The 21,563-nt window shown below is 57.5% G+C and carries 22 protein-coding genes and 1 pseudogene; 4 read left to right on the top strand and 19 right to left on the bottom strand.

Features of this window, described 5'->3' with window-relative positions; translation table 11 throughout:
* Positions 1 to 35: 35 nt before the first annotated feature.
* Genes C1896_18150 through dksA form a run of 3 tightly spaced genes read right to left on the bottom strand, consistent with a single transcriptional unit; the run spans position 36 to position 2,296 of the window.
* The gene (locus C1896_18150) at positions 36 to 680 is read right to left on the bottom strand and encodes a DUF1826 domain-containing protein (GenBank protein AZZ47727.1); all 645 of its coding nucleotides are present in this window, start codon (positions 678 to 680) and stop codon (positions 36 to 38) included.
* The gene (locus C1896_18145) at positions 680 to 1,882 is read right to left on the bottom strand and encodes a 4-hydroxytetrahydrobiopterin dehydratase (protein ID AZZ46666.1); all 1,203 of its coding nucleotides are present in this window, start codon (positions 1,880 to 1,882) and stop codon (positions 680 to 682) included. Before C1896_18145 ends, C1896_18150 begins: the two co-directional genes overlap by 1 nt.
* A 9-nt stretch (positions 1,883 to 1,891) precedes the next feature.
* A complete protein-coding gene (dksA, locus tag C1896_18140) occupies positions 1,892 to 2,296 on the bottom strand; it encodes an RNA polymerase-binding protein DksA (GenBank protein AZZ46665.1) in 405 nt (134 codons plus the stop codon).
* Positions 2,297 to 2,504: 208 nt separating this feature from the next.
* On the opposite strand from dksA, the gene C1896_18135 reads away from it, so the two are divergent.
* Positions 2,505 to 3,218: a pyrimidine utilization regulatory protein R gene (locus C1896_18135; GenBank protein ID AZZ47726.1), complete on the top strand. Its 714-nt coding sequence runs from the start codon at positions 2,505 to 2,507 to the stop codon at positions 3,216 to 3,218.
* 36 nt (positions 3,219 to 3,254) lie between these two features.
* Here C1896_18135 and C1896_18130 read toward each other — a convergent pair whose 3' ends face one another.
* From C1896_18130 to C1896_18120, 3 genes are all read right to left on the bottom strand, one after another.
* The gene (locus C1896_18130) at positions 3,255 to 4,436 is read right to left on the bottom strand and encodes an MFS transporter (GenBank protein ID AZZ46664.1); all 1,182 of its coding nucleotides are present in this window, start codon (positions 4,434 to 4,436) and stop codon (positions 3,255 to 3,257) included.
* 92 nt (positions 4,437 to 4,528) lie between these two features.
* On the bottom strand, positions 4,529 to 5,518 hold the full coding sequence (locus C1896_18125) for an AraC family transcriptional regulator (GenBank protein AZZ46663.1): 990 nt from the start codon (positions 5,516 to 5,518) through the stop codon (positions 4,529 to 4,531).
* Between the two features lie 233 nt (positions 5,519 to 5,751).
* Positions 5,752 to 6,558: an AraC family transcriptional regulator gene (locus C1896_18120; GenBank protein ID AZZ46662.1), complete on the bottom strand. Its 807-nt coding sequence runs from the start codon at positions 6,556 to 6,558 to the stop codon at positions 5,752 to 5,754.
* A 90-nt stretch (positions 6,559 to 6,648) separates the two neighbouring features.
* Here C1896_18120 and C1896_18115 point away from each other — a divergent pair, with 90 nt between their 5' ends.
* Positions 6,649 to 7,107, top strand: a complete 459-nt coding sequence (locus C1896_18115; GenBank protein AZZ47725.1) for a carboxymuconolactone decarboxylase — start codon at positions 6,649 to 6,651, stop codon at positions 7,105 to 7,107.
* Between the two features lie 40 nt (positions 7,108 to 7,147).
* Here C1896_18115 and C1896_18110 read toward each other — a convergent pair whose 3' ends face one another.
* Positions 7,148 to 7,606 (bottom strand): hypothetical protein, encoded by a 459-nt coding sequence (locus C1896_18110; protein AZZ46661.1) that lies wholly within the window; start codon positions 7,604 to 7,606, stop codon positions 7,148 to 7,150.
* Between the two features lie 288 nt (positions 7,607 to 7,894).
* Between C1896_18110 and C1896_18105 the strand changes: the two are divergent.
* A pseudogene (locus C1896_18105) lies at positions 7,895 to 8,920 on the top strand (hemolysin).
* Between the two features lie 39 nt (positions 8,921 to 8,959).
* On the opposite strand, the gene C1896_18100 reads toward C1896_18105, so the two are convergent.
* The 4 genes from C1896_18100 to C1896_18085 all read right to left on the bottom strand — a co-directional run bounded on the left by C1896_18100 (position 8,960) and on the right by C1896_18085 (position 14,333).
* Positions 8,960 to 11,188 carry an alkaline phosphatase gene (locus tag C1896_18100; GenBank protein ID AZZ46660.1) on the bottom strand — a complete coding sequence of 743 codons (2,229 nt, stop codon included), beginning with the start codon at positions 11,186 to 11,188 and terminating at the stop codon, positions 8,960 to 8,962.
* A 178-nt stretch (positions 11,189 to 11,366) separates the two neighbouring features.
* Complete coding sequence (locus C1896_18095; GenBank protein AZZ47724.1) at positions 11,367 to 12,491, bottom strand: glucose dehydrogenase; 1,125 nt, start codon at positions 12,489 to 12,491, stop codon at positions 11,367 to 11,369.
* A gap of 103 nt (positions 12,492 to 12,594) precedes the next feature.
* Positions 12,595 to 13,887, bottom strand: coding sequence for a sorbosone dehydrogenase (locus C1896_18090; GenBank protein AZZ46659.1), 1,293 nt, complete (start codon positions 13,885 to 13,887; stop codon positions 12,595 to 12,597).
* Positions 13,884 to 14,333: a hypothetical protein gene (locus C1896_18085; GenBank protein AZZ46658.1), complete on the bottom strand. Its 450-nt coding sequence runs from the start codon at positions 14,331 to 14,333 to the stop codon at positions 13,884 to 13,886. Before C1896_18085 ends, C1896_18090 begins: the two co-directional genes overlap by 4 nt.
* A gap of 390 nt (positions 14,334 to 14,723) precedes the next feature.
* Here C1896_18085 and C1896_18080 point away from each other — a divergent pair, with 390 nt between their 5' ends.
* Complete coding sequence (locus C1896_18080) at positions 14,724 to 15,419, top strand: hypothetical protein (protein AZZ46657.1); 696 nt, start codon at positions 14,724 to 14,726, stop codon at positions 15,417 to 15,419.
* Between the two features lie 320 nt (positions 15,420 to 15,739).
* On the opposite strand, the gene C1896_18075 is transcribed toward C1896_18080, so the two are convergent.
* From C1896_18075 to C1896_18040, 8 genes are all read right to left on the bottom strand, one after another.
* Positions 15,740 to 16,054 carry a carboxymuconolactone decarboxylase family protein gene (locus tag C1896_18075; GenBank protein ID AZZ46656.1) on the bottom strand — a complete coding sequence of 105 codons (315 nt, stop codon included), beginning with the start codon at positions 16,052 to 16,054 and terminating at the stop codon, positions 15,740 to 15,742.
* A 96-nt stretch (positions 16,055 to 16,150) separates the two neighbouring features.
* The gene (locus C1896_18070; GenBank protein AZZ46655.1) at positions 16,151 to 16,603 is read right to left on the bottom strand and encodes a hypothetical protein; all 453 of its coding nucleotides are present in this window, start codon (positions 16,601 to 16,603) and stop codon (positions 16,151 to 16,153) included.
* A gap of 783 nt (positions 16,604 to 17,386) precedes the next feature.
* Entirely contained in the window at positions 17,387 to 17,728 is a 342-nt protein-coding gene (locus C1896_18065) for a hypothetical protein (protein AZZ46654.1), read from the bottom strand.
* An 85-nt stretch (positions 17,729 to 17,813) separates the two neighbouring features.
* Positions 17,814 to 18,233: a hypothetical protein gene (locus C1896_18060; protein AZZ46653.1), complete on the bottom strand. Its 420-nt coding sequence runs from the start codon at positions 18,231 to 18,233 to the stop codon at positions 17,814 to 17,816.
* A 666-nt stretch (positions 18,234 to 18,899) separates the two neighbouring features.
* Complete coding sequence (locus C1896_18055; protein ID AZZ46652.1) at positions 18,900 to 19,274, bottom strand: hypothetical protein; 375 nt, start codon at positions 19,272 to 19,274, stop codon at positions 18,900 to 18,902.
* 114 nt (positions 19,275 to 19,388) lie between these two features.
* Complete coding sequence (locus C1896_18050; GenBank protein AZZ46651.1) at positions 19,389 to 19,832, bottom strand: hypothetical protein; 444 nt, start codon at positions 19,830 to 19,832, stop codon at positions 19,389 to 19,391.
* A gap of 579 nt (positions 19,833 to 20,411) precedes the next feature.
* Positions 20,412 to 20,876, bottom strand: a complete 465-nt coding sequence (locus C1896_18045; protein AZZ46650.1) for a hypothetical protein — start codon at positions 20,874 to 20,876, stop codon at positions 20,412 to 20,414.
* Positions 20,877 to 20,997: 121 nt separating this feature from the next.
* Positions 20,998 to 21,522: a hypothetical protein gene (locus tag C1896_18040; protein AZZ46649.1), complete on the bottom strand. Its 525-nt coding sequence runs from the start codon at positions 21,520 to 21,522 to the stop codon at positions 20,998 to 21,000.
* Positions 21,523 to 21,563: the final 41 nt, after the last annotated feature.

Below are 21,563 nucleotides of genomic sequence, written 5' to 3'. Positions count from 1 at the left end.
CCCAAGGGCCGATTAGCGCAGCTGTCGGCCCTTTTTCATGCCAGCCAATCAAGCGTCAGGATCAGCCGCTTGTTTGCCGGGGAGGTCAGCGGTGACCGGTGGATGATGCCGGCGCCTTCGTTCCCGGCCCATTTCTCGCCTTTGAAGAGCGCGACCTCACCTGCTAGCAGTTGCTGAATGTCTCGGCTGTCATGCGGTTCAGCGGCCGGCTCGCCCAGACGGTGACGCGGCATGGCATCTTCGTGCAACCACTCGCTGCCGGGGCCGGCATAGGTGCTGATCAACCGCAGCGGCACGTAATCGACATGGAAGCGGGGGCACATGGGTTTGTCCAGCACACGCAGGCGCACCCCGATGCGCCGTGCTTCAAGCAGGCACGTGAAGGCGCTGACAAGCCACGCTACATCGGCGACGAATTCGCTGTGACCGGTGATGCCACGGTAGGCTGCCGCCAACGATGGCATCGATACGGTGCCGCTTGCGTCTGGCTCGACGGTCAGTGATTCGGACAAGGGCTCGTCCAGCGCCAGCAGCGCCCCGGCGAAGTGGGCGATTGGAGACGGCAATTGACGCTGCCAGGCCGCGAGGTTGACACCATCGATCAGTGCGTCGCCGAGGATGGCGGGCGTGTCGCCAAACACCTGCTGAGGCGATATACAGGCCAACTGTCTCGCCAGCATCATGCGACCTCCTCGAGCCATGGAGCGAAGGGATCATCCATGCGCAACCAGTGCTCGGGGCCAAGGTTCCATTCGTAGTCGCTGAGCAGGCAGGTGTCGAGTTCTGCGCGCAGGCGTTGAAAGTCGATGTTCTGACCGATGAACACCAATTCCTGTCGGCAATCACCGCATTCGTCGGTCCATTTTTGCTGGATCGCGGCGCGTGACGCTTCGTCTTCCGGCCACTGGGCCTCGGGTGTGAAGCGCCACCAGCGCCCCGCATAGTCGTAGCGCATCAGCCCGCCGGCCTGGGACCAGCTGCCGGCTTCCTCTGGACGGCTGGCCAACCAGAAATAGCCCTTCGAGCGGAGCAGGCGCCCGTTGGTCCATTCGCGGTTAAGGAAGCTGTGAAAGCGCTGCGGGTGGAATGGGCGCCGCGCGAGGTAGGCCGTCGAAGCGATGCCATATTCCTCGGTCTCGGGGACGTGCTCGCCGCGCATTTCCTTGAGCCAGCCCGGCGCCTGGGCGGCCCGCTCGAAATCGAAGCGGCCGGTATCGAGGATCTTTGCCAGCGCCACATTGCCCATGCTCATGGGCAGGATCTCGGCATGGGTGTTCAGACGGCCCAGAATCGCCATGAGCTCCTCGCGCTCGGCGCTGGAGATCAGATCGATTTTGCTGATGAGGATGACGTCAGCGAACTCCACCTGCTCGATCAGTAGCTCAGTGATGGAGCGCTCATCGTCCTCGCCCAGTGTTTCGCCCCGGCTTGCCAGGCTTTCGGCTTCGTGGAAGTCGCGCAGGAAATTGACACCGTCGACTACCGTGACCATGGTGTCCAGACGTGCAAGGTCGGCGAGGCTCTGACCCTGTTCATCGCGAAAGGTGAAGGTCTCGGCCACCGGCAGCGGCTCGGAAATGCCGGTGGATTCGATCAGTAGATAATCGAAGCGACCCTCGCGGGCGAGCTTGCCAACCTCTTCAAGCAGGTCTTCGCGCAGGGTGCAGCAGATGCAACCGTTGCTCATCTCGACCAGCTTCTCTTCGGCGCGATTGAGGCTGACGTCGCGCTGGACTTCGGCGCCGTCGATGTTGATCTCGCTCATGTCGTTGACGATGACCGCGACGCGGCGACCTTCACGGTTCTTCAGGATGTGATTGAGCAGCGTGCTTTTGCCGGCGCCGAGGAAGCCGGACAGCACAGTGACGGGGAGGCGATTCATGGCGATCTCTCAGGCGGTTCGTTGGTGTTTTTCGCGCTCTTCCTGGCGCTCTTTGGCTTCGATGCTCAGCGTCGTAGTGGGGCGCAGCAGCAGGCGTTTCAGGCCAATGGGCTCGCCGGTTTCATCGCACCAGCCGTAGTCGCCCCGGGCCAGGCTATCGAGGGAGTCGTCGATCTTGTCGAGCAGCTTCTTTTCCCTTTCCAGCAGCCGCAGCTGCCACTGGCGCTGTTCTTCAGTGGTGCCGATGTCGGACGGGTCGCTACTGGGCTCGTAGTGGCGCAGCAGCTGAAATTCTTCGGCGATGCGCGCCTGCAGCTCCGTGCGTTGGCGCAGCAGCAAGTCACGAAAGAAACTTTGCTGGGCCTCGTTCATATAGGCGTCGGCAGGAAGGGCGAGGAGTTCGGCTTCGGTCATGGCAGGTGCACAGCGAGTTGGATGCAATAGTTATAACATAACATTCGCTTTGCGGTGCAACATGAGGTCTGTCCAGACAGCCAGATCAGCCCATGCGCTGCTCTGACGCTGCGCCCGTTGCAGCGATAAGGTCGACCGTCGGCATTCCTGCGCGCATGCTTCGCCTCGCGCTACAGTAGCGGCCCGTTTGAGCCCGACCGGTAGCGATGTGACAAACCAGACCCCCGTACCACCACGCCGACGCCTGACCGCCAGCAAGACCGCCAAGATAAAAGGCTCGGCACGCGAGCCCAGTGCCAGCGCAGTCGACCGCCGTTCACGCATGATCGAAAGCAAGCGAGAAACCGTCATCGATGCCGCACTCGGCCTTTTCTCCCGCTTTGGCTTGTATGGCACCAGCCTCGATCAGATTGCCACCGCGGCCGACGTCTCCAAGACCAATCTGCTGTATTACTTCGACAGCAAAGAAGAGCTCTATGTCAGCGTCTTGCGGCAGTTGCTGGAAGTCTGGCTGCAGCCCTTGCAAGCGTTCGCTGCGGACCAGGACCCGATCGAAGCGATAAAGGGCTACCTGCGCGTCAAGCTGGAGCTTTCCCGCGATTATCCTGCCGAGTCGCGGTTGTTCTGCATGGAAGTCATGCAGGGCGCGCCGCTGATGCTTGCCGAGTTGGAACAGCCTTTGCGCGAGCTCGTCGAGAGCAAGGTCGCGGTCATCCAGGGCTGGATAGACGCCGGGAAACTGGCCCCGGTTGAGCCCCGTCACCTGATCTTCTCGCTGTGGGCCACGACGCAGCACTACGCCGACTTCCGCGTGCAGATCGAGGCAGTTACAGGCAAGACGTTGGACGATCCGGTGTTTTTTGAGGCGGCGCTGACGAGCTTGCAAGCGCTGATACTCGATGGGATTCGGCCGCGCAGCTAGCGCACCTTGCTTATATGCAGCGACCGCAGGCTCCTCTCACGCTGGCTGCCGTTGCCGATAGGCCTCGGCGAGCTGCACCAGCAGTACCAGCGCGACGATCGGCAGCATGCCGATGTTCACCGCGGCCCACCCCGCCTGCGCAATCAATGCACCCGAGGCGAATGACATTACGGCGGCGACACTGCCGTTGCAGAGTTCCATCAAGCCCTGTGCCCGCGCTCGTTCCTGCGGCCCGTGGCCCTGCCCCAGCTGCGTGGTGCCGGCCACCAGCATCAGATTCCAGCCGATACCGAGCAGGCAACTGCTGATCAGAAAATGCAGATGGCTGACACCGAGCAGAGCGACCAGCGCGCTCGCGATAAGCAATCCGCCGCCCAGGCAGGCCACCATCCTGCTACCCAGCCTGTCCACCAGCGGCCCGGCGATGAACGCCGGCAGGAACATGCCCAGCATGTGCCACTGGATCACCTGGCCGCTAACCTGCAGGTTCATGCCTTCGCCGTGCATTGCCAGGGGCGTTGCGTTCATCACAAGAATCATCAGCCCGTGCCCAGCAGCGGTGGTCAGCACGGCAGCCCTCACCACTGGCCGGGCAAGAAGGTCGCGCCAGGACACTGCGGAGGAGGCTGCCGGTACGGGTGCGCTAGCCTGGCTGCTCTTTAATCCTGCCAGGACGAAGAATCCCACCGCTGCCAGTGCGGCGATCATCAGATAGGCGCCGGCAAAGGGCACGGAGACCAGGCCGCGTGCGGCGTCGCCAAGGGAGGGTGCAGCCAGCGCAGCGACCACGCCACCGCCGATCACACATCCTGTGGCTCGGCCTCTTAAGGCTTCACTCACCGCCTCCATGGCGGCAAAGCGGTAATACATTGCTGACGTCTGATAAGCGCCGATGGGCAGTGCGCCGAGGCAGAGCAGGGTGAAGCTGTCCAGCCAGAGCGACAGTGCGCTTGTCAGACCGCCGAGCACGCCGGCCAAGGTACCAACGAGAAAGCCTAACGTGCGGCCGCGGCGCTGCATCAACCACGCAATAGGCTGCAGAGCGAGCAGGCCGCCAAGCATCAGCAATGCAAGCGGCAGGGTCGCCAGGTCTGCAACGGGTGCCAGATGCAAGCCGACAATGGAGGTCAGGATGATGCCGGTCATCGAGCATGACCAGAACAGCGCCTGGGCGATGAACAGGCGCAGTACCTGGCTGTTGCTGAACAGTAGAAGCATGGAGTTGGTCCTTGTCATGAAAAGCGGGCACAGCGGAGCCTGGCAGTGAGCCGGGATGCCGGAATCGATAAGTTGGGAGCGGGGAGGCGGCGCTAGCCGAAGCGCTGGAAGAAATCCCGGGGGCTGACTGCTAGGTGCTTCTGGAAGCTGCGCCTGAGGTTTTCCGGGTGGCCGAATCCGGTCAGCCGGGCCACCGTCGCGATCGATGCCTGGGCATCGAGCAGCAGGTTGCGGGCTGCCTCGAGCCGTACGCGTTCGACGTACTGCCCAGGGCCCATGCCAACCTCCAGGTTGAACAGTCGGCACAGAGTGCGTGGCGTGATGTGCGCCTGCTCGGCCAACGCCTCGATTGACAGGTCGTCCCCCAGGTGTCCGGGAATCCACTCAAGCAGTTCGGCGAGGCGGGCCACGCTACCGGTCGGCGCGGCCAGCATCGGGCTGAACTGGGTCTGCCCGCCTGGCCTGCGCAGAAACATCACCAGTCGTTGCGCCACTCTGAGGGCCAGCGCGCGCCCAAGGTCTGCCTCGACCAGCGCCAGTGCCAGGTCGATGCCCGCCGTGACGCCCGCCGAGCTGAACAGGTGAGCGGACTCCCGATCCGTCGGGTCATAGGTATGCAGCCGGTCGCCTTGTACCTCAATGGCGCTGTATTCATTTAAGGCTGCGAGGTCCGCCCAGTGAGTGGTCGCCTTGCGGCCGTCCAATAGCCCGGCTTCGGCCAGAATCAGCGCGCCAGAACATACCGAGCCCAGACGGCGTATCTGCGGTTCGGCACCGCGAAGCCAGTCCAGTAGCGAGCGGTTGTGCATCTGCACCTGTACGCCACTGCCTCCCGGAACCAACAGCGTGTCCAAGCCCGCTGGATCCATGCTGCCCCACGGGGCATCCGCAACCAGCTTGAACCCCGCGGAAGTGGCAAAGGGACCGGCCTGTTCGCCAATCAACAGCAGCGCATAGTGGGCGGCCAACCCCTGTCGTTGGCGCTCGACGTTGGCCGATGCAAACACCTGCATCGGCCCGGTCACATCCAGGCTCATGACGTCGGGGTAAACCAGGCAGGCAATGGTGCGAGTGGCGTCCATGGTGCACCTCTCAGGAAGATGCCTGCAGTCTGCTGGTGTCACGACCGTGTCGCAATGACAAGGATCCCACGGATCTTGCCATCGCCTGTGAGCTTACTTCTTCCCCGGCTGGGCTTTGCCGGACGGCACAACTGGACGGCCGCCGCGTTCGCATGCGCTTGAGATGACCGTGAGGCGCGGGCATGCCGATCTGTGTGGACAGGTAATTCGGCGCGTGGGAAGAGCCAGGAGTCTTACCTCTCCGCGACCTTTACCCGGGCCCGATATTGCCCCGGCGTCATGCCGACCACCGTCTTGAAATCGTGGATGAAGTGCGCCTGGTCGCTGTAGCCGCAGACCATGGCGGTATCCAGCAGTGGCTGGCCCGCGCGTAACTGGTTGCGGACCAGCGCCACACGCTGGATACGGCTGAATTGCTTGGGCGTCAGACCGACCTGATAGCGGAAAAGCCGTTCCAGCTGGCGCTGGCCGAGCGGTACGGTCTGGAGCAGGTCCGCCAGCCGCACCCGGCCCTGGTTGGTGGCGATCTGCTCCAGCAGCTGCTGCACCGGGGTGCGCCGCGCCTCGAGCGCACCGAGACGACCGAGCAGGGCCCGTTCAACCAGTGCCTGCTGCGCGTCCCGTTCCAGTTCGGCCAGCTGATCGATCAGATGCGCAAGCGCCAGCCTGGGCCAGTCAGCGTCGTGAAGACCGGTCAGTTCGTCGAGGCCGATGCCGAACACCGCGGCACCCATGCCGGGAAGAAAACGCACGCCCATCATCTTGACCTGGCCGACCAGCTGCAGTCGGGTGCTGGCCACTTGCGGCCCTGCGATCAGGGCCCGTCGCTCGCGCGGGGTGCCATCGAAACGCAGCGGATCAGCGAAATTGAAGATTAGCCCGCTGCCGCCGTCCGGGTGCAGCATCTGCTCGTCATAAACCTGCGAGCCGTCGCCTTCCAGCCACCAGAAACGCTGGACGTACGCGGCCAGCGCCGGGCTCGGCGGGCGGGTGACGAAGCCCTGCAGGGAGGGCAGGCGGCCGTGCAAGGAGGCAGACATGGCGGGCGCTCAAAGATGTCGAAAATCTACAATAGCGCAGCGTGGCGGCTGCGTAGCCTGGGTTGCACATTCAACCGAGGAGTGACCACCATGCGTATGAACTACCAGACCGCCGCACCTGACGTGATGACCGCCATGATAGGGCTGGAAACCTATCTGGCAAGGCAGAGCCGCCGCGAGGATGGCGTCGACAAACCGCTGATGGAGCTGGTGAAGATTCGTGTCTCGCAGATCAACGGATGCGCCTTCTGCATCGACATGCACACTAAAGACGCCCGCGCCCTGGGCGAAACCGAACAGCGCATCTATGCCCTGAGCGCTTGGCGCGAAACGCCGTTTTTCACCGACCGCGAACGTGCTGCGCTGGCCTGGGCCGAGGCCAATACGCTGCTGCCTCAGGGTGTTTCGCAGCGGTTGTTCGAGGAGGCGCGCGAGTATTTTACCGAGGCCCAGCTCGCTAACCTGACCCTGGCCATCGTGACCATTAACGCCTGGAATCGCTTCGGGGTGTCCTTCGCGCCGGTGCCGGGCAGCTGCCAGCCGGAGTAGAGCAACTACCTACCACCGCTCGGCTGGAAGGACGAGCGGCTCAGGGCATGATCTGCTGGTTGCCCATGGCGCAGAAGCGATGCGCCTGCCGGGCAGCCGGCAACGCCCGAAGTTGCGTCATGCATTGGGCCTGGCTCGAGGTCCGTTCTACGTTGAGCTTCGAATGTTCGTCGACGCCAATCAGGTACGACCGGTTGTAACGCGGACCGTCTTGCCAGCCACTGAATTGCTGGTCGCTGATTGCGCAGCGGTATTGCATGTGGCCGGAGAACCCCTTGAAGCGGTCGCTGCGGAAAATGTGATGGTATTTTTGCCAGTCACGGTCGCGCTGGCCCGCGCGCACCGCTTCGCGGCAGCCTTCCAGTTCGGTGATTCCTGGTTCATGCAAGAAAATGCTCTGTGCCAGGCTGGAGCCGTCGAGCTGCATCGTGGCCACCAAATAGACCCGCTGTTCGGCCGCCTGTGTCGGTAGCGCCAACAGCAAACCCAGCGCCAACATCCCTGTTCTGATCAATCTGCAATGCTCCTGAAGGGCTGTCTCATCGAGGGCCGCACCCTAGCCGAGGAGTGTGTCGGGAAACAAGTGCGAGGAGTATCTAGGCAGACGGGTTGGCTCGCTGGCCCGTTCCGTGGTCGTGAACTCCCTTGAAGGCTGCTGTCGAAATCAGTGTCCTGCGCGAGCGTTCGAATGGGGAAATCAAATGTTGCAAGCCCATCGCGGTAATCAGCTAACCCCTGGCAGCTTTGCTGTAAATTGTCCTGCCATTGGCAACGAAACCTCCCTTACATGACCCTCCTGATAGCGTTCGCTGTCTTATCCATCCTCGTTTCATTCATCTGCTCGATCCTGGAAGCTGCGCTGCTTTCGCTGACGCCTAGCTTCATCGCACACCAGAAGACGTCCCGTCCGAAGCTCTACGAGCGCTTGAAACAGCTCAAAGACAAAGTTGACCAGCCACTTGCGGCGATCCTGACCTTGAACACCGTTGCCCATACCGTCGGCGCGACCGGCGTCGGCGCTCAGGTCACCGTGGTGTTCGGCAACGGCTACGTCGGTATCGCTTCAGCGGTGATGACGGTGCTGATTCTGGTGCTCTCGGAAATCCTGCCCAAGACCATCGGTGCCCGTTACTGGCGCACGCTGGCGCCATTCCTGCCGCCGGTGCTGAACGGGATGATCTGGATCCTCAAGCCGTTCATCTACCTGTCCGACATGATCATGCGGCTGGTCGGCGGCAAGGAGCCGGAGCACGACATCCGCCAGGAAATCAAGGCGCTGACGGTGCTAGGACGCGAGAACAAAAGCCTCGACGAGGACGAGCAGCGCGTCATCAGGAACATTCTCGACCTGCACTAGATCAAGGTCCGCGACGTGATGACGCCGCGAACCGTTTGCGACCATACGGCACCGGAGACCAGCATCGGCGCATTCAAAGAGCAGGTTGCTGACAGCCAGTTTTCGCGCTACCCGGTGATTGGCGACAACGAGAGCCCGCTGGGTGTCGTGTTCCGCTATGACGCGCTGTCAGCGACGGACGACGAAGCACCGGTCTCTTCGATCATGAAGCCGGTGAAGGTTTCGCCGGAGCTGACCAGTGTCGAGAACCTCATGACCCAGCTACTGCACGAGCGCCAGCATATCTGCCTGGTCTACGACGAGTTCGGCAGCTGGCGCGGTTTGGTGACGCTAGAAGACATCATGGAAACCATCATCGGCCAGCCGATCATGGACGAAACGGACGACATACCGAACATGCGGCGCTTCGCCAAGCGCCGCTGGGATCATCGCATCAAGCGCGCCCGCGAGAGCTGAGCGCTGCAGCGGAGCGGGATCGCCGCTCCGCAGGCAGAGTCAGCGCTTGATTGTGCCGATGCGCATAAAGCGCGTCTCGCCGCTGGCGTCTTCCACACCATCGTTGTCGGTGACGACGAACAGACGGCCCTGCTTGTCGACTGCCGCGCCTTCCACCTTGTCCAGCACCCAGCCGCCAGTGCTCTGCAGATCAGGCAGCAGATCGCGCTCCAGATGCTTGCTCACCAATGGGAAGCTCTGGCCTTCGGCTACGGGCTGCACGCCGGTCAGGTCGATGCGGTACAGGCGCTTGATTTGCGCTGCCGGGCCTTGCTGGTTGTCACGTTCGATGACCAGGAACTGACCGTTACCGATGGACGTCAGCTCGGACAACCCGACCCAGCCGCCTTCGACAGCCGGGTCGAGCGGGTAATGGACGAAGCCCCATTCGCCGCTGCTCGGATTGAATACGCCGATGCGCACCTTGCCGGCCGGGTCGTTCTTCCATTCGCGCTGGAAGGCCACATATACGCGGGTGCTGGCGCCTTCGCCGACCACCGATACGCCTTCGAATCCATTGCTGGTGCGCTGTGCCGAGACGGCTTTCGGAAGCGCGTGTTCGGCCAGCACATCGCCTTTTGAATCGGCATGGATCAGCAGGTTCGGCTTGGCCTTGCCGTTGCCTTCGGAGGCCAACCAGAAGTCGCCATTGCTGGCTTGGGCAATGCCTTCCAGGTCGTAGTTGACGGTCTCGCCGTCCTTGCGCAGTTCGGTCTGCCCGTCGATGACTGCAGGTGTTTGACTGGTGTCGATGTGGAAGATCCGGGAGGCCTTGTAGTAGCTATCCGGTACGGCATACAGGCGATCGTTCTGCGTACTGTCCGCAACCAGGCCGCTGAGCGCTCCCCAGGGGATCAGAGCGCTATCGCTGGAGCGGATCTCCGGATAATTCGCAGTCCTGGCGCCGTACTGATAAATCGAAATCGTCGAGCGATAGCCATCCTCGGCCGAGTCTTCTTCACTGCTGACCACCAGTAAGTTGCGCGCCGGGATCGGCAGGATGCCTTCGGGCCCCATGCCGGCCGGTAACAACTGATGCATCACGGGTGCCCAAGGGCGCGCGACGTCGTACACCGCGACGGCATTGCCGCGCTCGCTTCCGACGAAGAGAAAATCCTGCTTGTGGAAGCTCCCCGCCGCGATGCCTTCCGGCTCGATGCCTTTGTTCTCCGAGCGATTCTCCGAATAGTGGCCGTCGCGGATGAAGGCGTGTTCCATCGAGATTCCGGCGTCGTGCCAGACTTGGCCGTTGTAGTCGAAGAGGGTGAATCCGCGACTGCCACCTTCCTCGCCGTTTGCATCCTCATAATCGCCTTCGTTGGCAGTGGCCAGCAGCGCACCGAGCCACGCGATGGAATCCGGCTCGCGGCGTTTGCCTTTAAGGACGCCCACCGGCTCGATGCGGTCGTTCTCCTCAACGTCCACGCCTTCAAGATCGACCTGGCCGGCGCTGAAGTGTCGGATCACCCGACCGCTACGCAGGTCGACCAGTACGATGTGGTTGTTCTCCTGCAGCGTGACGGCCGCAACGTCTTGGTCGTTGATGCTGACGTACTCCGGCTCCGGATCCTCCGGCGCTACTTCGGCCAGGCCCGTCAGGCTCACGTCGCGCGTAGTCCATCGCGATGGCTGGCCCTTGAGATCGACGATCCGCAGAAAGCCGCCCGGCAGCTGCGGGAGCAGGCCATTGTTCAGATCCTCGTCGCGCTCGTTCTCGATCACCACGGCGGCATAACGGCCCTTCGGGCTGACGGCGATGGAATCCGGTTGGCCACCCATGGGCAGCGTGGCGACGCGCTTGGGCTGGGCGGGATTGCGAATGTCGAAAACCGCCAGCACACCGTCGGGCTGGGCAAAGCTGGCCGAAGTGTTGACCGCCACCAGTACAAAGTGGTGATGCACTGCGACCGAGGTCGGCTCGCCTTCGAGCTTCACGAAGCCTGCAGGCTTTGGCGATTTCGGGTCTTGAATGTCGACCAGGCCGATCCGCTCGCCGGGGCTGTCGGTGTAGATCAGCGTACGGCCGTCGCGGCTGACTGCGGTGATTTCAGCGACGGTCTCGCGGGAGGCGCCTTCGTCCGCACCGAGGTTGCTGTACACCGGAAACGTTGCAACCCGCTCGAAGTATTCCGCGGCGCGCGATGAGGCAGCCTGAGAGGCGAGCGGCAGCAAGGCCAGTGTTAACGCAGTGGATAGCGCGGTACGGGTCAGGCGGGTCGGTGTTCTCATGCGAGCCTCGGCGATTGGCGATGGGGTTTGGCCGAAACACGCTAGGCGGGGATTGTTACGAGGGCGTTACGGGGTTGCGATTGTTGCAGCGATCAGATTCTTTGATGAATCAGGGAGGCGTGACAGCTTATCCACTTGTCTCGCCGGTTCTGCCTCCCCAGCCTGTTTGACGCCTCGCCTATTTCGGACTGAGCTCCAACAAACGCCCACCCTCCCCATCTTCCAGCAGCCAGATGCTGCCGTCCGGGCCTTGCTCGACTTCGCGAATTCGCGCACCCATGTCGTAGCGAGCGGCCTCGCTGGCTGCTTCGCCGTTCAAAGTGACACGGACCAAAGCCTCGGCCGACAGGCCGCCGATAAACGCATCACCTTTCCAGTCGGCAAACCGTTCGCCGTCGTAAATGATCATGCCGGCAGGGGAGATCACCGGTGTCCAGGAAATCTTGGGCTCGATGAATTCGGGGCGGGTGTCGTGATCGGGTATCGGCCGCCCGCCGTAGTGATCGCCGTTCGAGACTTCCGGATAACCGTAGTTGCCGCTTTTCTGGATCAGGTTGAACTCGTCGCCGCCTTCCGGGCCCATCTCGTGTTCCCACAGGCGGCCTTGCGCATCGAACGCGATGCCCAATGGGTTGCGGTGGCCAAGTGACCAGATCTGCGCCGTCACGCCGCCTTGGTCGGCGAACGGGTTGTCGGACGGTACGCTCCCGTCCTCGTTCAGGCGAATGACTTTGCCGAGGTTGGCGTTCATGTCCTGTGCAGGGGTGAACTTCTGGCGCTCGCCGGAGGTAATCCAAAGTTTGCCGTCCGGGCCGAACGCAAGACGATGCCCGTAATGGCCTTTTCCTGAGACCTTGGGCGCCTGCCGCCAGATCACTTTCGGCTCTGAGAGGGAACCGCCATCGTCGCTTAGCTTCAGGGTTGCACGGGCGACGGCTGCGCCCCGGTTGTCACCGTCGCCATGCTCGGCATAGCTGAGGTAGATGAGGTTGTTCTGTGCGAAATCGGGATGAAGGATGACGTCACCAAGCCCGCCCTGACCGCCATAGGCCACCTTTGGTACGCCCTTTATTTCGTGAACCGTCCCGGTCTTCACATCTACATGCTTGAGCACGCCGCGCTTTTCCGTGATCAATGCCGTCCCGTCTGGCAGGAAGGTCATGGCCCAGGGTTCGGAGAAACTGGCGCGTGGCGTCGCGCTGAACGGCCACTGATCCTGTTCAACGGCTTCAGGCGCAGCGGTTGCGAGCGAAGCCGTACCCAGCGCCATGGCGCTAACGAGGTGCAAAGAGAGTCGCTTCATCACCATCAGTTCTCCAAAAGTAAGGCCCCAGCGCACCTGCGGTGGGGCCATTCGATCAGGGCTCTATGCCGGGCATATCACGCGCAGCTGCCGGCCGTTGGGCTTACTGCGTTCGAGTCACCCGCCATACGATGTTAGCCAAGTCGTCAGCCACGATGAGAGCACCGCGTGGGTCGACCGTGACGCCCACGGGCCGACCATGTGTCCCTTCGGCGGTGCGGAAGCCCGTCACGAAATCAACCGGCTCGCCTGAGGGTTTCCCGTTCCTGAATGGCACGAAGACCACCTGATAACCGGACGGATTCTCGCGGTTCCAACTGCCGTGCTCGCCAACGAACACGCCTTCGGCAAACTTCTCGCCCATGACCGGTGAAGAAAAGTCCACGCCGAGCGCAGCGACGTGCGGGCCCAGCGCGTAGTCCGGCTTGATCGCAGCCGCGACCAGATCGGGGTTCTGCGGGCGAACGCGATCATCGACGTGCTGCCCCCAGTAGCTATACGGCCAGCCATAGAAGCCGCCTTCTTGTACCGAGGTGAGATAGTCAGGGACCAGATTCGGACCAAGCTCGTCCCGCTCGTTCACCACCGCCCACAGCTGGTCCGTGTCGGGGCGAATCGTCAGTGCCGTTGGGTTACGCAGGCCCGTTGCGTAGGGCTTGTGCGCGCCTGTCTCCGCATTGATCTGCCAGATCATGGCCCGGTCGACTTCCGCCTCCATCCCGCGTTCGGTGATGTTGCTGTTCGAGCCGATGCCAACGTACAAGAAACGACCGTCCGGGCTCGCGGCGAGCGCCTTGGTCCAGTGATGGTTGATCCGATGCGGCAGGTCCGTGACCTTGACCGGCTCGCCACTGGCCTCGGTCTGACCTTCCTGATACTCGAAGCGCACCAGCGAGTCCTGGTTGGCCACGTAGATGTTGCCATTGGCCAGCGCCAGGCCATACGGCGCGTTAAGGCCGTCCGCAAATATCTTCTGCAACTCGTACACGCCGTCACCATCGGCATCGCGAAGCAGGGTCAGACGGTTACCGCTTTTGACCGAGGTGGTGCCCTTCGCCTTGATATAGCCGGCGATGACATCCTTCGGTCTTAACTTGGGTGCATTGCCGCCTCGGCCTTCGGCCACCAGGATGTCCCCATTCGGCAGCACGAGGGTTTGCCGCGGGATCTGCATATCGGTCGCGATCGCGCTGACCGTGAAGCCCTCGGGTACCGTTGGCTTCTTATCACCCCAGCCGACCGGGTCGGCAATCGTCATGCTGGGCAATAGTCCGCGCTCAGGATCGACAAGTTTGGGGTTCTCACCTTTTACCAACGCGATGTCCTGATCCGCGCCGCCGCATGCGCTCAATAACAACGCCACGCTCAGGGCGCTTAGTGGGCCTGCGTATTTCATGCTTCACCTCCAGCGCGCAGATTGGTAAAGCCGATCCAGGTCGCGGCACAGGCCAGGATGGTCACGATCACCGAAAGGACCAGGCCTGATGGCATGCTCGCCCAGGCGTCTTTGGCGTGCACGAGCGCATTAAAAAAGCCCAGCACCCAGGTAGCGGCTAGGAGCACCAGATAGATCAGCGGCCGCCCTTTCTTATGGCTGGCTTTAACCAGATTGACCAGCGCGAACAGGATCGCGAACCCGCAGAAGACCAGTCCCCCGGCGATCAGCCAAGACGCGAAGTTGGTCCACTGAATCTCATAGGTCTGGAAGTACGCGATATCACTTAAAAGGCTGCCAAGAAACAGCGGAACGGTCCCTCCGAGCAATGTTGCGTGCACTGGGTTAGGTACATGACGGGAGATGCTGTGTGTCGTGTGATGCGTGCTGTGGGTGATAACGGTCACGGAAGCGTCCTCATCGCTGGACGACCCAGGCCTGATGCATCGCGCGGATGCGCCTGCTGCCTGGATCGCTCTGACTGTGCATAAATGGGGATCGTGCCGTTGGGGGGTAAGTTCACTCGTATCGACGAGGCGCTTGTTCGTAGCGGGGTGAATTGGGCCGCATCAGCAGAGCCATCCGAGCGCTTTGTCTTGATCGCTGCGCTAGTTGTTGGCGATGACCGTGGGTTACCTGAAAGCCATCCGACCATTCATCATTTGTGCCGGTTAAGGTTCCGATTACGAGGCTAAGGAGAAAGCGAGGCCGCTGAACTCTGATAACTCACTCCGGTCGGGACTTACGAGGGCCGTAATTGGCTCCTTATGACTCCCCACTCAAATGGAGGAAGCATTGTGAAGAAATCAGCGTTCGCTCTCAGCGTACTAGCCTCGACACTCATCGCGGCACCAGCAATGGCGCAAATGCCGAAACTTCAACCCGACGACAGTTACGTTTCAATCAGCGGTACCGTACTCACCGCCGAAGATGACGAGTTCTCCCTCGACTACGGTCAAGGACAGATCAGCGTCGAAATGGATGACATGGGCTGGATGGGCAATCAGCCCGAGCTTATTCCAGGTGATGAAGTGACGGTGTACGGGCGTGTCGAAAAACACTTCTTTGTCGATGCATCCATCGAAGCAGACAGCGTCTTCATTGAAGATCCTGCCACCTATTACTACTCTTCGCCAACTAACGACATGGCAACGTTCGCCGTGATGGACGTGGCTCCGGTAACGCCCGTTGTGGTGGGTGACCTGATCCTTACCGGTACTGTGCAAAGCATCAACGATCGACAGTTCACGGTAAACACCGGCGACCTTGAGTTCACCGTTGATACCAGCGGCATGCAAAACAATCCACTAGATAACGAAGGTCGTCAGAAGGTAGGGAAAGGAGACACCGTCTCCGTTGCCGGTAACCTCGGGAGCGCAGCGATCGGTGATCGCAAGTTGAATGCGGAATCGATCATCGTTCTTCGGGACCAGAGCCAGCAGGGCCAGGGAAAGCAGCAGAAGCAAGGCAGCCAGCAAAAGCAAGGCAGCTAACGATGCCGCGTAAGCCAGTTTGGTAGCCGAACAGCTGCCAGGCTGGCAATGGCCGAATCGGCCGGCCAGGGCTCTCGCCGACTAATCAGCTTAGTCTCATGTATGGTTTGGCATCGCTCTCGCTGCTGTGTATATGACCTGCTCTACTAGCGCTCTGAAGGAGAGCTAGTCCTCAGCAGCCGCCTTGTGCCCCATAAGGAGCTGGGGTATGGACGGTGGAACCGGACGGACATCCACAAGCCTCCGCATGAGCCAAGTGCCACTCAATGCGCTCCTGAACGGTTGCGTTCTTTGGCATGAGAGTATCCCAGTGCCATGATTTATTGGCTTTGCCCATCATAAGCCTCTACAGCAGAAGGGAGAGCGCCGATAACAACCGAGCCAGCGGCAGGTAGTCCAAGAAGGACAGCACTCACCACTTCCTGCCTCGAGGCACCGTGCAACTTTGCTGAAAGCACATGGAATGGGATGCCGGAGGTATTTCCAGTGGCTGCCAGCACTGCAATGTAAGCCAGTTCTTCGGTCTTCTTGTCCAAAGCGCTAGCAGCATCAAGTCCTTCTGCCGCTTGCGTCCAAGCCTTGGCATGGGCCGGAGCCTCCTGCATGAATAAGGCAAATGCTTTTGAAACGCTCATGGAAGCTTCCTTTGGGGGCTAACGTTTAGGTTAAGGGGCGGGCTTTAGCCCGTCCGAGTGAGCGAAGCGAGCGATTTGAACCGATGGTTAGGCTTTTCAGGAGAACTCATGGAGTTCACCTTCTGTAACGTTCCACTCTAGAACCTCATGCCTCAGCTCAGCAAATGTTCGAAGTAATTTGCCAAGCCTATTTAGCTGTGATGGTTCAGCACGAATACAAAAATCAAATATCTCTCGATCCGGCAGGCTCTGATTATTATTGAAGCGAAGCTGGATTGCACAGCCTCCGGCTGAGTTAGTGTTGAAAACGCGTAGTCGAAAGTAGTAAGCGGTGCGATCTTCTGGAATTTCTGAGCCGATTTCGTGAAGAAAAACATCGCTACTATGGCGCGGGAACTTCTCTAACACGCTTGCCCATTCATGAATGGCTCTCGCATTTTCATAATATTCAAACCCGGCAGACAAGTTACCGTTTGACGCGCTCACTACCAGATTTAAATGGTAAGGCTCTTCATACGGATGCCTTACGATGCGGAGGTGTGGTTTCATTGTTACGCCTAACGTTTGGTTAAGGGGCCGGCTTTAGCCGGTCCCGAGTGAGCGAAGCGAGCGGCTTGAACCACTTGTTAGGTTTCACTTTTTGGCGCGTTTTGTGGGTAAGTTAACACTGACTTTGCCATTGCTTTCATCGCATGAAAGTGAGTATTTCCATGCCTGAAACGTACCTTGGTAGCTACAAACAACGTTCCCATTAGAGTTTTGCCAAATGATTTCGTGCTCCCCGGACTCCGTAGCGATTGTTGACGGGGTTTCGGCCATTAACTCCCCATCAACTCGGATATAGTGAAATTTTTTACCTGAACTGCGTACTGGAGACAAAAATTCGAGAAATGGCATTCCATCGAAGCTATCACTAGTTCTATATCGAGGGCTTTCAAGTTTAAGCTTAAGCAATGATTTTTCAAGATCCGGCGGAATGGCAATTGGAGAGGATTTATCAAGAATTGATAGTGCCCACTTATTCATTGCGATAGACCCTTGATCATCTTTAAGTATCCCTATCGCAATTTCAACGTACTTCGCCTGTAATTGGCCACTCTCTAGGCCTTGGCCTAGAAAAAAACCGAATAAAGCGATCGTTGCAGGGATCGCCAAAGAGCCAATTATTTGAAGCTTGTCCCAGCCATCTTTTTTTTGTGAATTTTCGTGCAAAACTTGAGTGTCCCGTGTGAAGCCTAACGATTAAGCTAACAGGCGAGCAAAAGCATAGCTTTTGCGAGTCCAGTGAGCGAAGCGAACGGTGTTGAGCGACTTGTTAGATAGCATGTTCGCTTACCACCTTGCCCGAAAGTAGCCCATAGATTGCAGTCTTGCCATGTACTTGCGCAGATACAGAATGCCTGGTGTAACGACAAGCACCCATGCTGCCATGACTGTGGCCAAGTACGACCAGCTTTTAAGGACCAATCCATCGGACGAGGAGTCGAGAATGTATAAAAGACCTGCCCCGATGGCACCTGCGAGGAGAAGATACGCGGCTAGGCTTGCTGTTATTTTCTTTGCCCCATTGATGCGGCTGCCTAATAGCAGCAGAGTATGTGTGTAGAAGACCAATGCTGCCGTTATTCCAGCAAGTGCTGCAGTAGTTCGTATTCCGAGCTCGAACCAAGGCATCAGGAGACTCCTGCAATCTAACGTTTGGTTAAGGGGCGGGCTTTAGCCCGTCCCAGTGAGCGAAGCGAACGATTTGAACCAGTTGTTAGGTGCTTGATAACCGCAGTAGTAACTCGCTAACACTAGTTCTAAGCTCTAAATCATCTGTTTTCTCTGCTGCCTCATTGGCTTGGGCGGCAAAGATCCTAGCTTTAGTGGTATTGCCCAAGTCAATGAGTGTTTCAGCCATTGCCAGGTTGATTGACGAAACGTACTCATCAAGCTCTGCTGCGTGAGCATAGCTCAATGCTTTTTCATAAAATTCTACTGCCAGATTTCTATCATGCGTGAAGTCACCAAGCGTTTCCCATTGGAAAGGGTGGTTACGTCCAGTTTTTTCACTTTTCTCGCAGATAGAAACTAATTTTTGATAGGCAGCCCATTCAGTTTTTTTGTCGCCTATTTCAGAAGCATTAACTATTTCCAGAACTACGTCGTGAACAGCTTCGTGGAGCTCTGGATTCATGCTGAAAGTACCTAACGTTTGGTTAAGGGGCGGGCTTTAGCCCGTCCCAGTGAGCGCAGCGAGCGGTTTGAACCAGTTGTTAGGATTGTATTTTGAATGTTGAAAGCATTTTTTCATAAAATGCGCGGTTCTTGCTGTAATCTGCTTTTGTGGTGACTAGTGCAATGCAGGCATATATTTCTTCTGCGCTTTTGCATGCTACTACGTAATGTGTGACGAATTTTTCTCCGGGCCAAACCCCTTGATATTCTCGAACAACACTACCGTTGCTTTCAAGATAACGCTTTTCTCCGATTTGTTTGTATATCCCCATCGCTGATACGCCTTGATAACGCGCCTGGGCGAACTCTATTAGAGGTGGGCGGCTTTCAATACGATATGCTGTTCCGCTCAGTGATGGACCATTGTTTGGGGCGCTGGCCGAAAAGCTTTCTCCTGCTCCAGTAATCCAATTTTCGGGAACCATTACAGAAAAAACACCCGAGGGATCGAACTTCTCCTGCATCTGGATTGTGGCTTCGGTGGCTTGAGCACTGAGACCGAGGCTGGCAGCCAACACAGTAAAGAGCTTACGCATGCGAAAATCCTAACGTTTGGTTAAGGGGCGGGCTTTAGCCCGTCCCAGTGAGCGAAGCGAACGATTTGAACCATTTGTTAGCCGAACTCTCATGTGTTGCTTGAAATAACATGGATAACTAAGGCAAGTGAATTATCGGTGAGCAACGGCGGGTAGTCTTGACTTGAGTGAATAAGGAAAAACTGAGAGCCCGGTTGTGTATCGGCCGGCATTGAAAAGTAAGTGTAGAGACGATTTTTTACGGATTCGGAGTAAGTGATATGGACTTCCGAGCCTTCAATTTGTATGGCAGAGAGCTTGCCATGACACTTGGTGTGCAGTGAGGAAAATGTGGAGTTAGCACTGCGAAGCTCAAAGGATGCTGATGCGCCGTGTCTGCCTTTATGAATTGACCTTGCGACTGCGTTGAACTCAGCTGTTTTGCCGTGAAGATGCAGCTCCTTGTTGTTCAATTCCACGTACATGATTGCTCTCTGGTTGCAGATTTTAAGGTCTTTGGTGGCTAACGCTTGGTTAAGGGGCGGGCTTTAGCCCGTCCCGAGTGAGCGAAGCGAACGACTTGAACCAGTAGTTAAATGTCACTCTGCGCTAATGTAGTGAAAACTTGCTTTTGATTTTTCAATTGCGGAGCGAATTTCATTTTTCTTATCGGTGCTACCTGAATAGAAAATACTCATGCCATTGAGGTCTTGAGAATCGGTGGCACCTTCGATAACTGCCAGATCTAAAGCGCTGCTAGAACCGATGATTAAAAAACCTGTGCTACCGGATGCTTTTGCAGTTAATAGCTCTTGTTGGAGCTGAGTAGCATTTGCTCCACCACCTGCTGCGATAGTCAGGCTGTCAGCTAACATGCCGTGGCTTGGAATTTTAATGCTAGGGAAACTCATGGTTTTTTGATCAGGTGGGAGCGTGCTTGCAAATTGAGTGGCCGCCTCCATGTAAATTGCATTGTCACTCTTCTGTTGCGAGACGCAGCCGACTAAGAAGATAAGTAGAGTTGCAGATATTAAGTGTTTCACTGTGTTTTCCTTGTGATATTTAACGATTAAGCTAAGGGGCGGGCTTTAGCCCGTCCCAGCGAACGAAGTGAGCGATTTGAGCGCATTGTTAGAAGCCATATACGAAAGCTGCTAGTAAATCGCCAAATGCATTTGTGAGTGTACCAATTGCAGTAACAATTATGCCTAATATTGCGTTGTTGCCAATTTTCCGCTCTTCAGGCGTAGTAATTATTAACGTGCCGTCAGTGTGGAGATCAGCAAAACGACCGGCGCCGGACTGTGATTTATAGATTCCGTTTGAGAACAGCGGGGACATGGTAAATAGCAGACCTACCACTATTACTATCGCCCCAAATCTATTGATCCATGACCAGTCTTTATGGATGACTGAAGTTAATATTCCTGCGCCAATGGCAACTAGGGAAATTACAATCAAGAAAGTTCGTGATGCGAGCGGCTTTACTAATGGATCGAGTAAATGGTTGTCGGGATTTCGATTTTTAGCGAACACAGAGCAATCCTTTGGCTTCTAACGTTTGGTTAAGGGGCGGGCTTTAGCCCGTCCCAGTGAGCGGAGCGAACGATTTGAACCATTTGTTAAATGGTAAACGCAACATCCTGATGGCTTACCTCTTTGATGTTCCAGTTGTTAATTAGAACACCAAGACCATGTTCTTCTTCCCATGTGCATTCGAAGAGCAGCCCGATTGCCTCTTCGGCTGGTTCTAACTCGCCAATATATATCCCTGCAGGGGTAATGAGTTCTTTTAACTGAGCGATGCTCTCTACTGGATGAACCAATTGCTGATATTTTTCACCGAATTGTGGCCTTAATTCTTCGGCAACATTTAAGTAGTGAGTGAGAATGCTCTTGTAAACAATTTCTCTAAGGCGTTCCTCTCTTTCGCAAAACTGATTAGCAAGTATTAGCTGCCATTCCTTAATTATGCCATTGTCGGTAGGGATGGTGAGGAATACTTCTTTCTCAAGAATTTTGCTTTTATATGGAATCACGTATCTTCCATACTGGTCTGGCTCAATTCCTTCGAGTGATACGCTCATACTGTTTTCCATTTAACGTTTGGTTAAGGGGCGGGCTTTAGCCCGTCCCAGTGAGCGAAGCGAACGATTTGAACCAATTGTTAAATGTTTGGATGTACGCATAATTAAAAGCGCCGCTTTGTTAGCTGTTGCTTGACCAGAACTCATTAGCTAATGCCTCTTGCGCGAGTTGCCTTGCATGCTCGTCATAGAGCGTGCAGCTTTCGACATATTGCAAGAACTCCCGACAAACATGTTTTTTGCCCCCCAAAAATCCTGAGAACCGATCATTGAAATACTGCTTTAATTCCTGACTTTCTTCATCAGGTAGCATTGTGTGAATTATTTGCCAAGAGCTTGATTTAACCATTGGTTTATCGAAATCACTTGGCGACTCAATAATCGCTTTCATGTACGCGGGGAGGTAAAATTCCATTCCAGCAACATCAAAATAACTCAAAGCCGTCATGCATTTGAGTAGATGCTCTTTCGGTATATCCCACCATTCTCCAATGTAATCGTCTCGCTGAGTAATCTCTCGAAGAATTTTTTCATCTTCGACCCAGTCGTCCTTCGCCACGGCCGCGTGCAGGCCGCAATGTGAAGGGAATGGGACTTCCGAAAATTCTTTTCGGATTTTCTGACTTAACGCTTCGGTGGATTTCATAAGTTGACATCTAACGTATGGTTAAGGGGCGGGCTTTAGCC

The sequence above is a fragment of the Pseudomonadaceae bacterium SI-3 genome (genome assembly GCA_004010935.1).
In the GTDB taxonomy this organism is placed as follows: Bacteria; Pseudomonadota; Gammaproteobacteria; order Pseudomonadales; family Pseudomonadaceae; genus Stutzerimonas.
The sequence above is the reverse complement of the archived record's forward strand: the minus strand, read 5'-3'. Positions and strand labels throughout refer to the sequence as shown.

What these genes read in the sequence shown, in the direction of transcription:
- C1896_18150 (AZZ47727.1), bottom strand. Translation starts at nt 680, where the DNA reads ATGCTGGCGAGACAGTTGGCCTGTATATCGCCTCAGCAGGTGTTTGGC.
- C1896_18145 (AZZ46666.1), bottom strand. Translation starts at nt 1,882, where the DNA reads ATGAATCGCCTCCCCGTCACTGTGCTGTCCGGCTTCCTCGGCGCCGGC.
- dksA (AZZ46665.1), bottom strand. Translation starts at nt 2,296, where the DNA reads ATGACCGAAGCCGAACTCCTCGCCCTTCCTGCCGACGCCTATATGAAC.
- C1896_18130 (AZZ46664.1), bottom strand. Translation starts at nt 4,436, where the DNA reads ATGCTTCTACTGTTCAGCAACAGCCAGGTACTGCGCCTGTTCATCGCC.
- C1896_18125 (AZZ46663.1), bottom strand. Translation starts at nt 5,518, where the DNA reads ATGGACGCCACTCGCACCATTGCCTGCCTGGTTTACCCCGACGTCATG.
- C1896_18120 (AZZ46662.1), bottom strand. Translation starts at nt 6,558, where the DNA reads ATGTCTGCCTCCTTGCACGGCCGCCTGCCCTCCCTGCAGGGCTTCGTC.
- C1896_18115 (AZZ47725.1), top strand. Translation starts at nt 6,649, where the DNA reads ATGCGTATGAACTACCAGACCGCCGCACCTGACGTGATGACCGCCATG.
- C1896_18110 (AZZ46661.1), bottom strand. Translation starts at nt 7,606, where the DNA reads ATGTTGGCGCTGGGTTTGCTGTTGGCGCTACCGACACAGGCGGCCGAA.
- C1896_18100 (AZZ46660.1), bottom strand. Translation starts at nt 11,188, where the DNA reads ATGAGAACACCGACCCGCCTGACCCGTACCGCGCTATCCACTGCGTTA.
- C1896_18095 (AZZ47724.1), bottom strand. Translation starts at nt 12,491, where the DNA reads ATGAAGCGACTCTCTTTGCACCTCGTTAGCGCCATGGCGCTGGGTACG.
- C1896_18090 (AZZ46659.1), bottom strand. Translation starts at nt 13,887, where the DNA reads ATGAAATACGCAGGCCCACTAAGCGCCCTGAGCGTGGCGTTGTTATTG.
- C1896_18075 (AZZ46656.1), bottom strand. Translation starts at nt 16,054, where the DNA reads ATGAGCGTTTCAAAAGCATTTGCCTTATTCATGCAGGAGGCTCCGGCC.
- C1896_18070 (AZZ46655.1), bottom strand. Translation starts at nt 16,603, where the DNA reads ATGAAACCACACCTCCGCATCGTAAGGCATCCGTATGAAGAGCCTTAC.
- C1896_18065 (AZZ46654.1), bottom strand. Translation starts at nt 17,728, where the DNA reads ATGCCTTGGTTCGAGCTCGGAATACGAACTACTGCAGCACTTGCTGGA.
- C1896_18060 (AZZ46653.1), bottom strand. Translation starts at nt 18,233, where the DNA reads ATGAATCCAGAGCTCCACGAAGCTGTTCACGACGTAGTTCTGGAAATA.
- C1896_18055 (AZZ46652.1), bottom strand. Translation starts at nt 19,274, where the DNA reads ATGTACGTGGAATTGAACAACAAGGAGCTGCATCTTCACGGCAAAACA.
- C1896_18045 (AZZ46650.1), bottom strand. Translation starts at nt 20,876, where the DNA reads ATGAGCGTATCACTCGAAGGAATTGAGCCAGACCAGTATGGAAGATAC.
- C1896_18040 (AZZ46649.1), bottom strand. Translation starts at nt 21,522, where the DNA reads ATGAAATCCACCGAAGCGTTAAGTCAGAAAATCCGAAAAGAATTTTCG.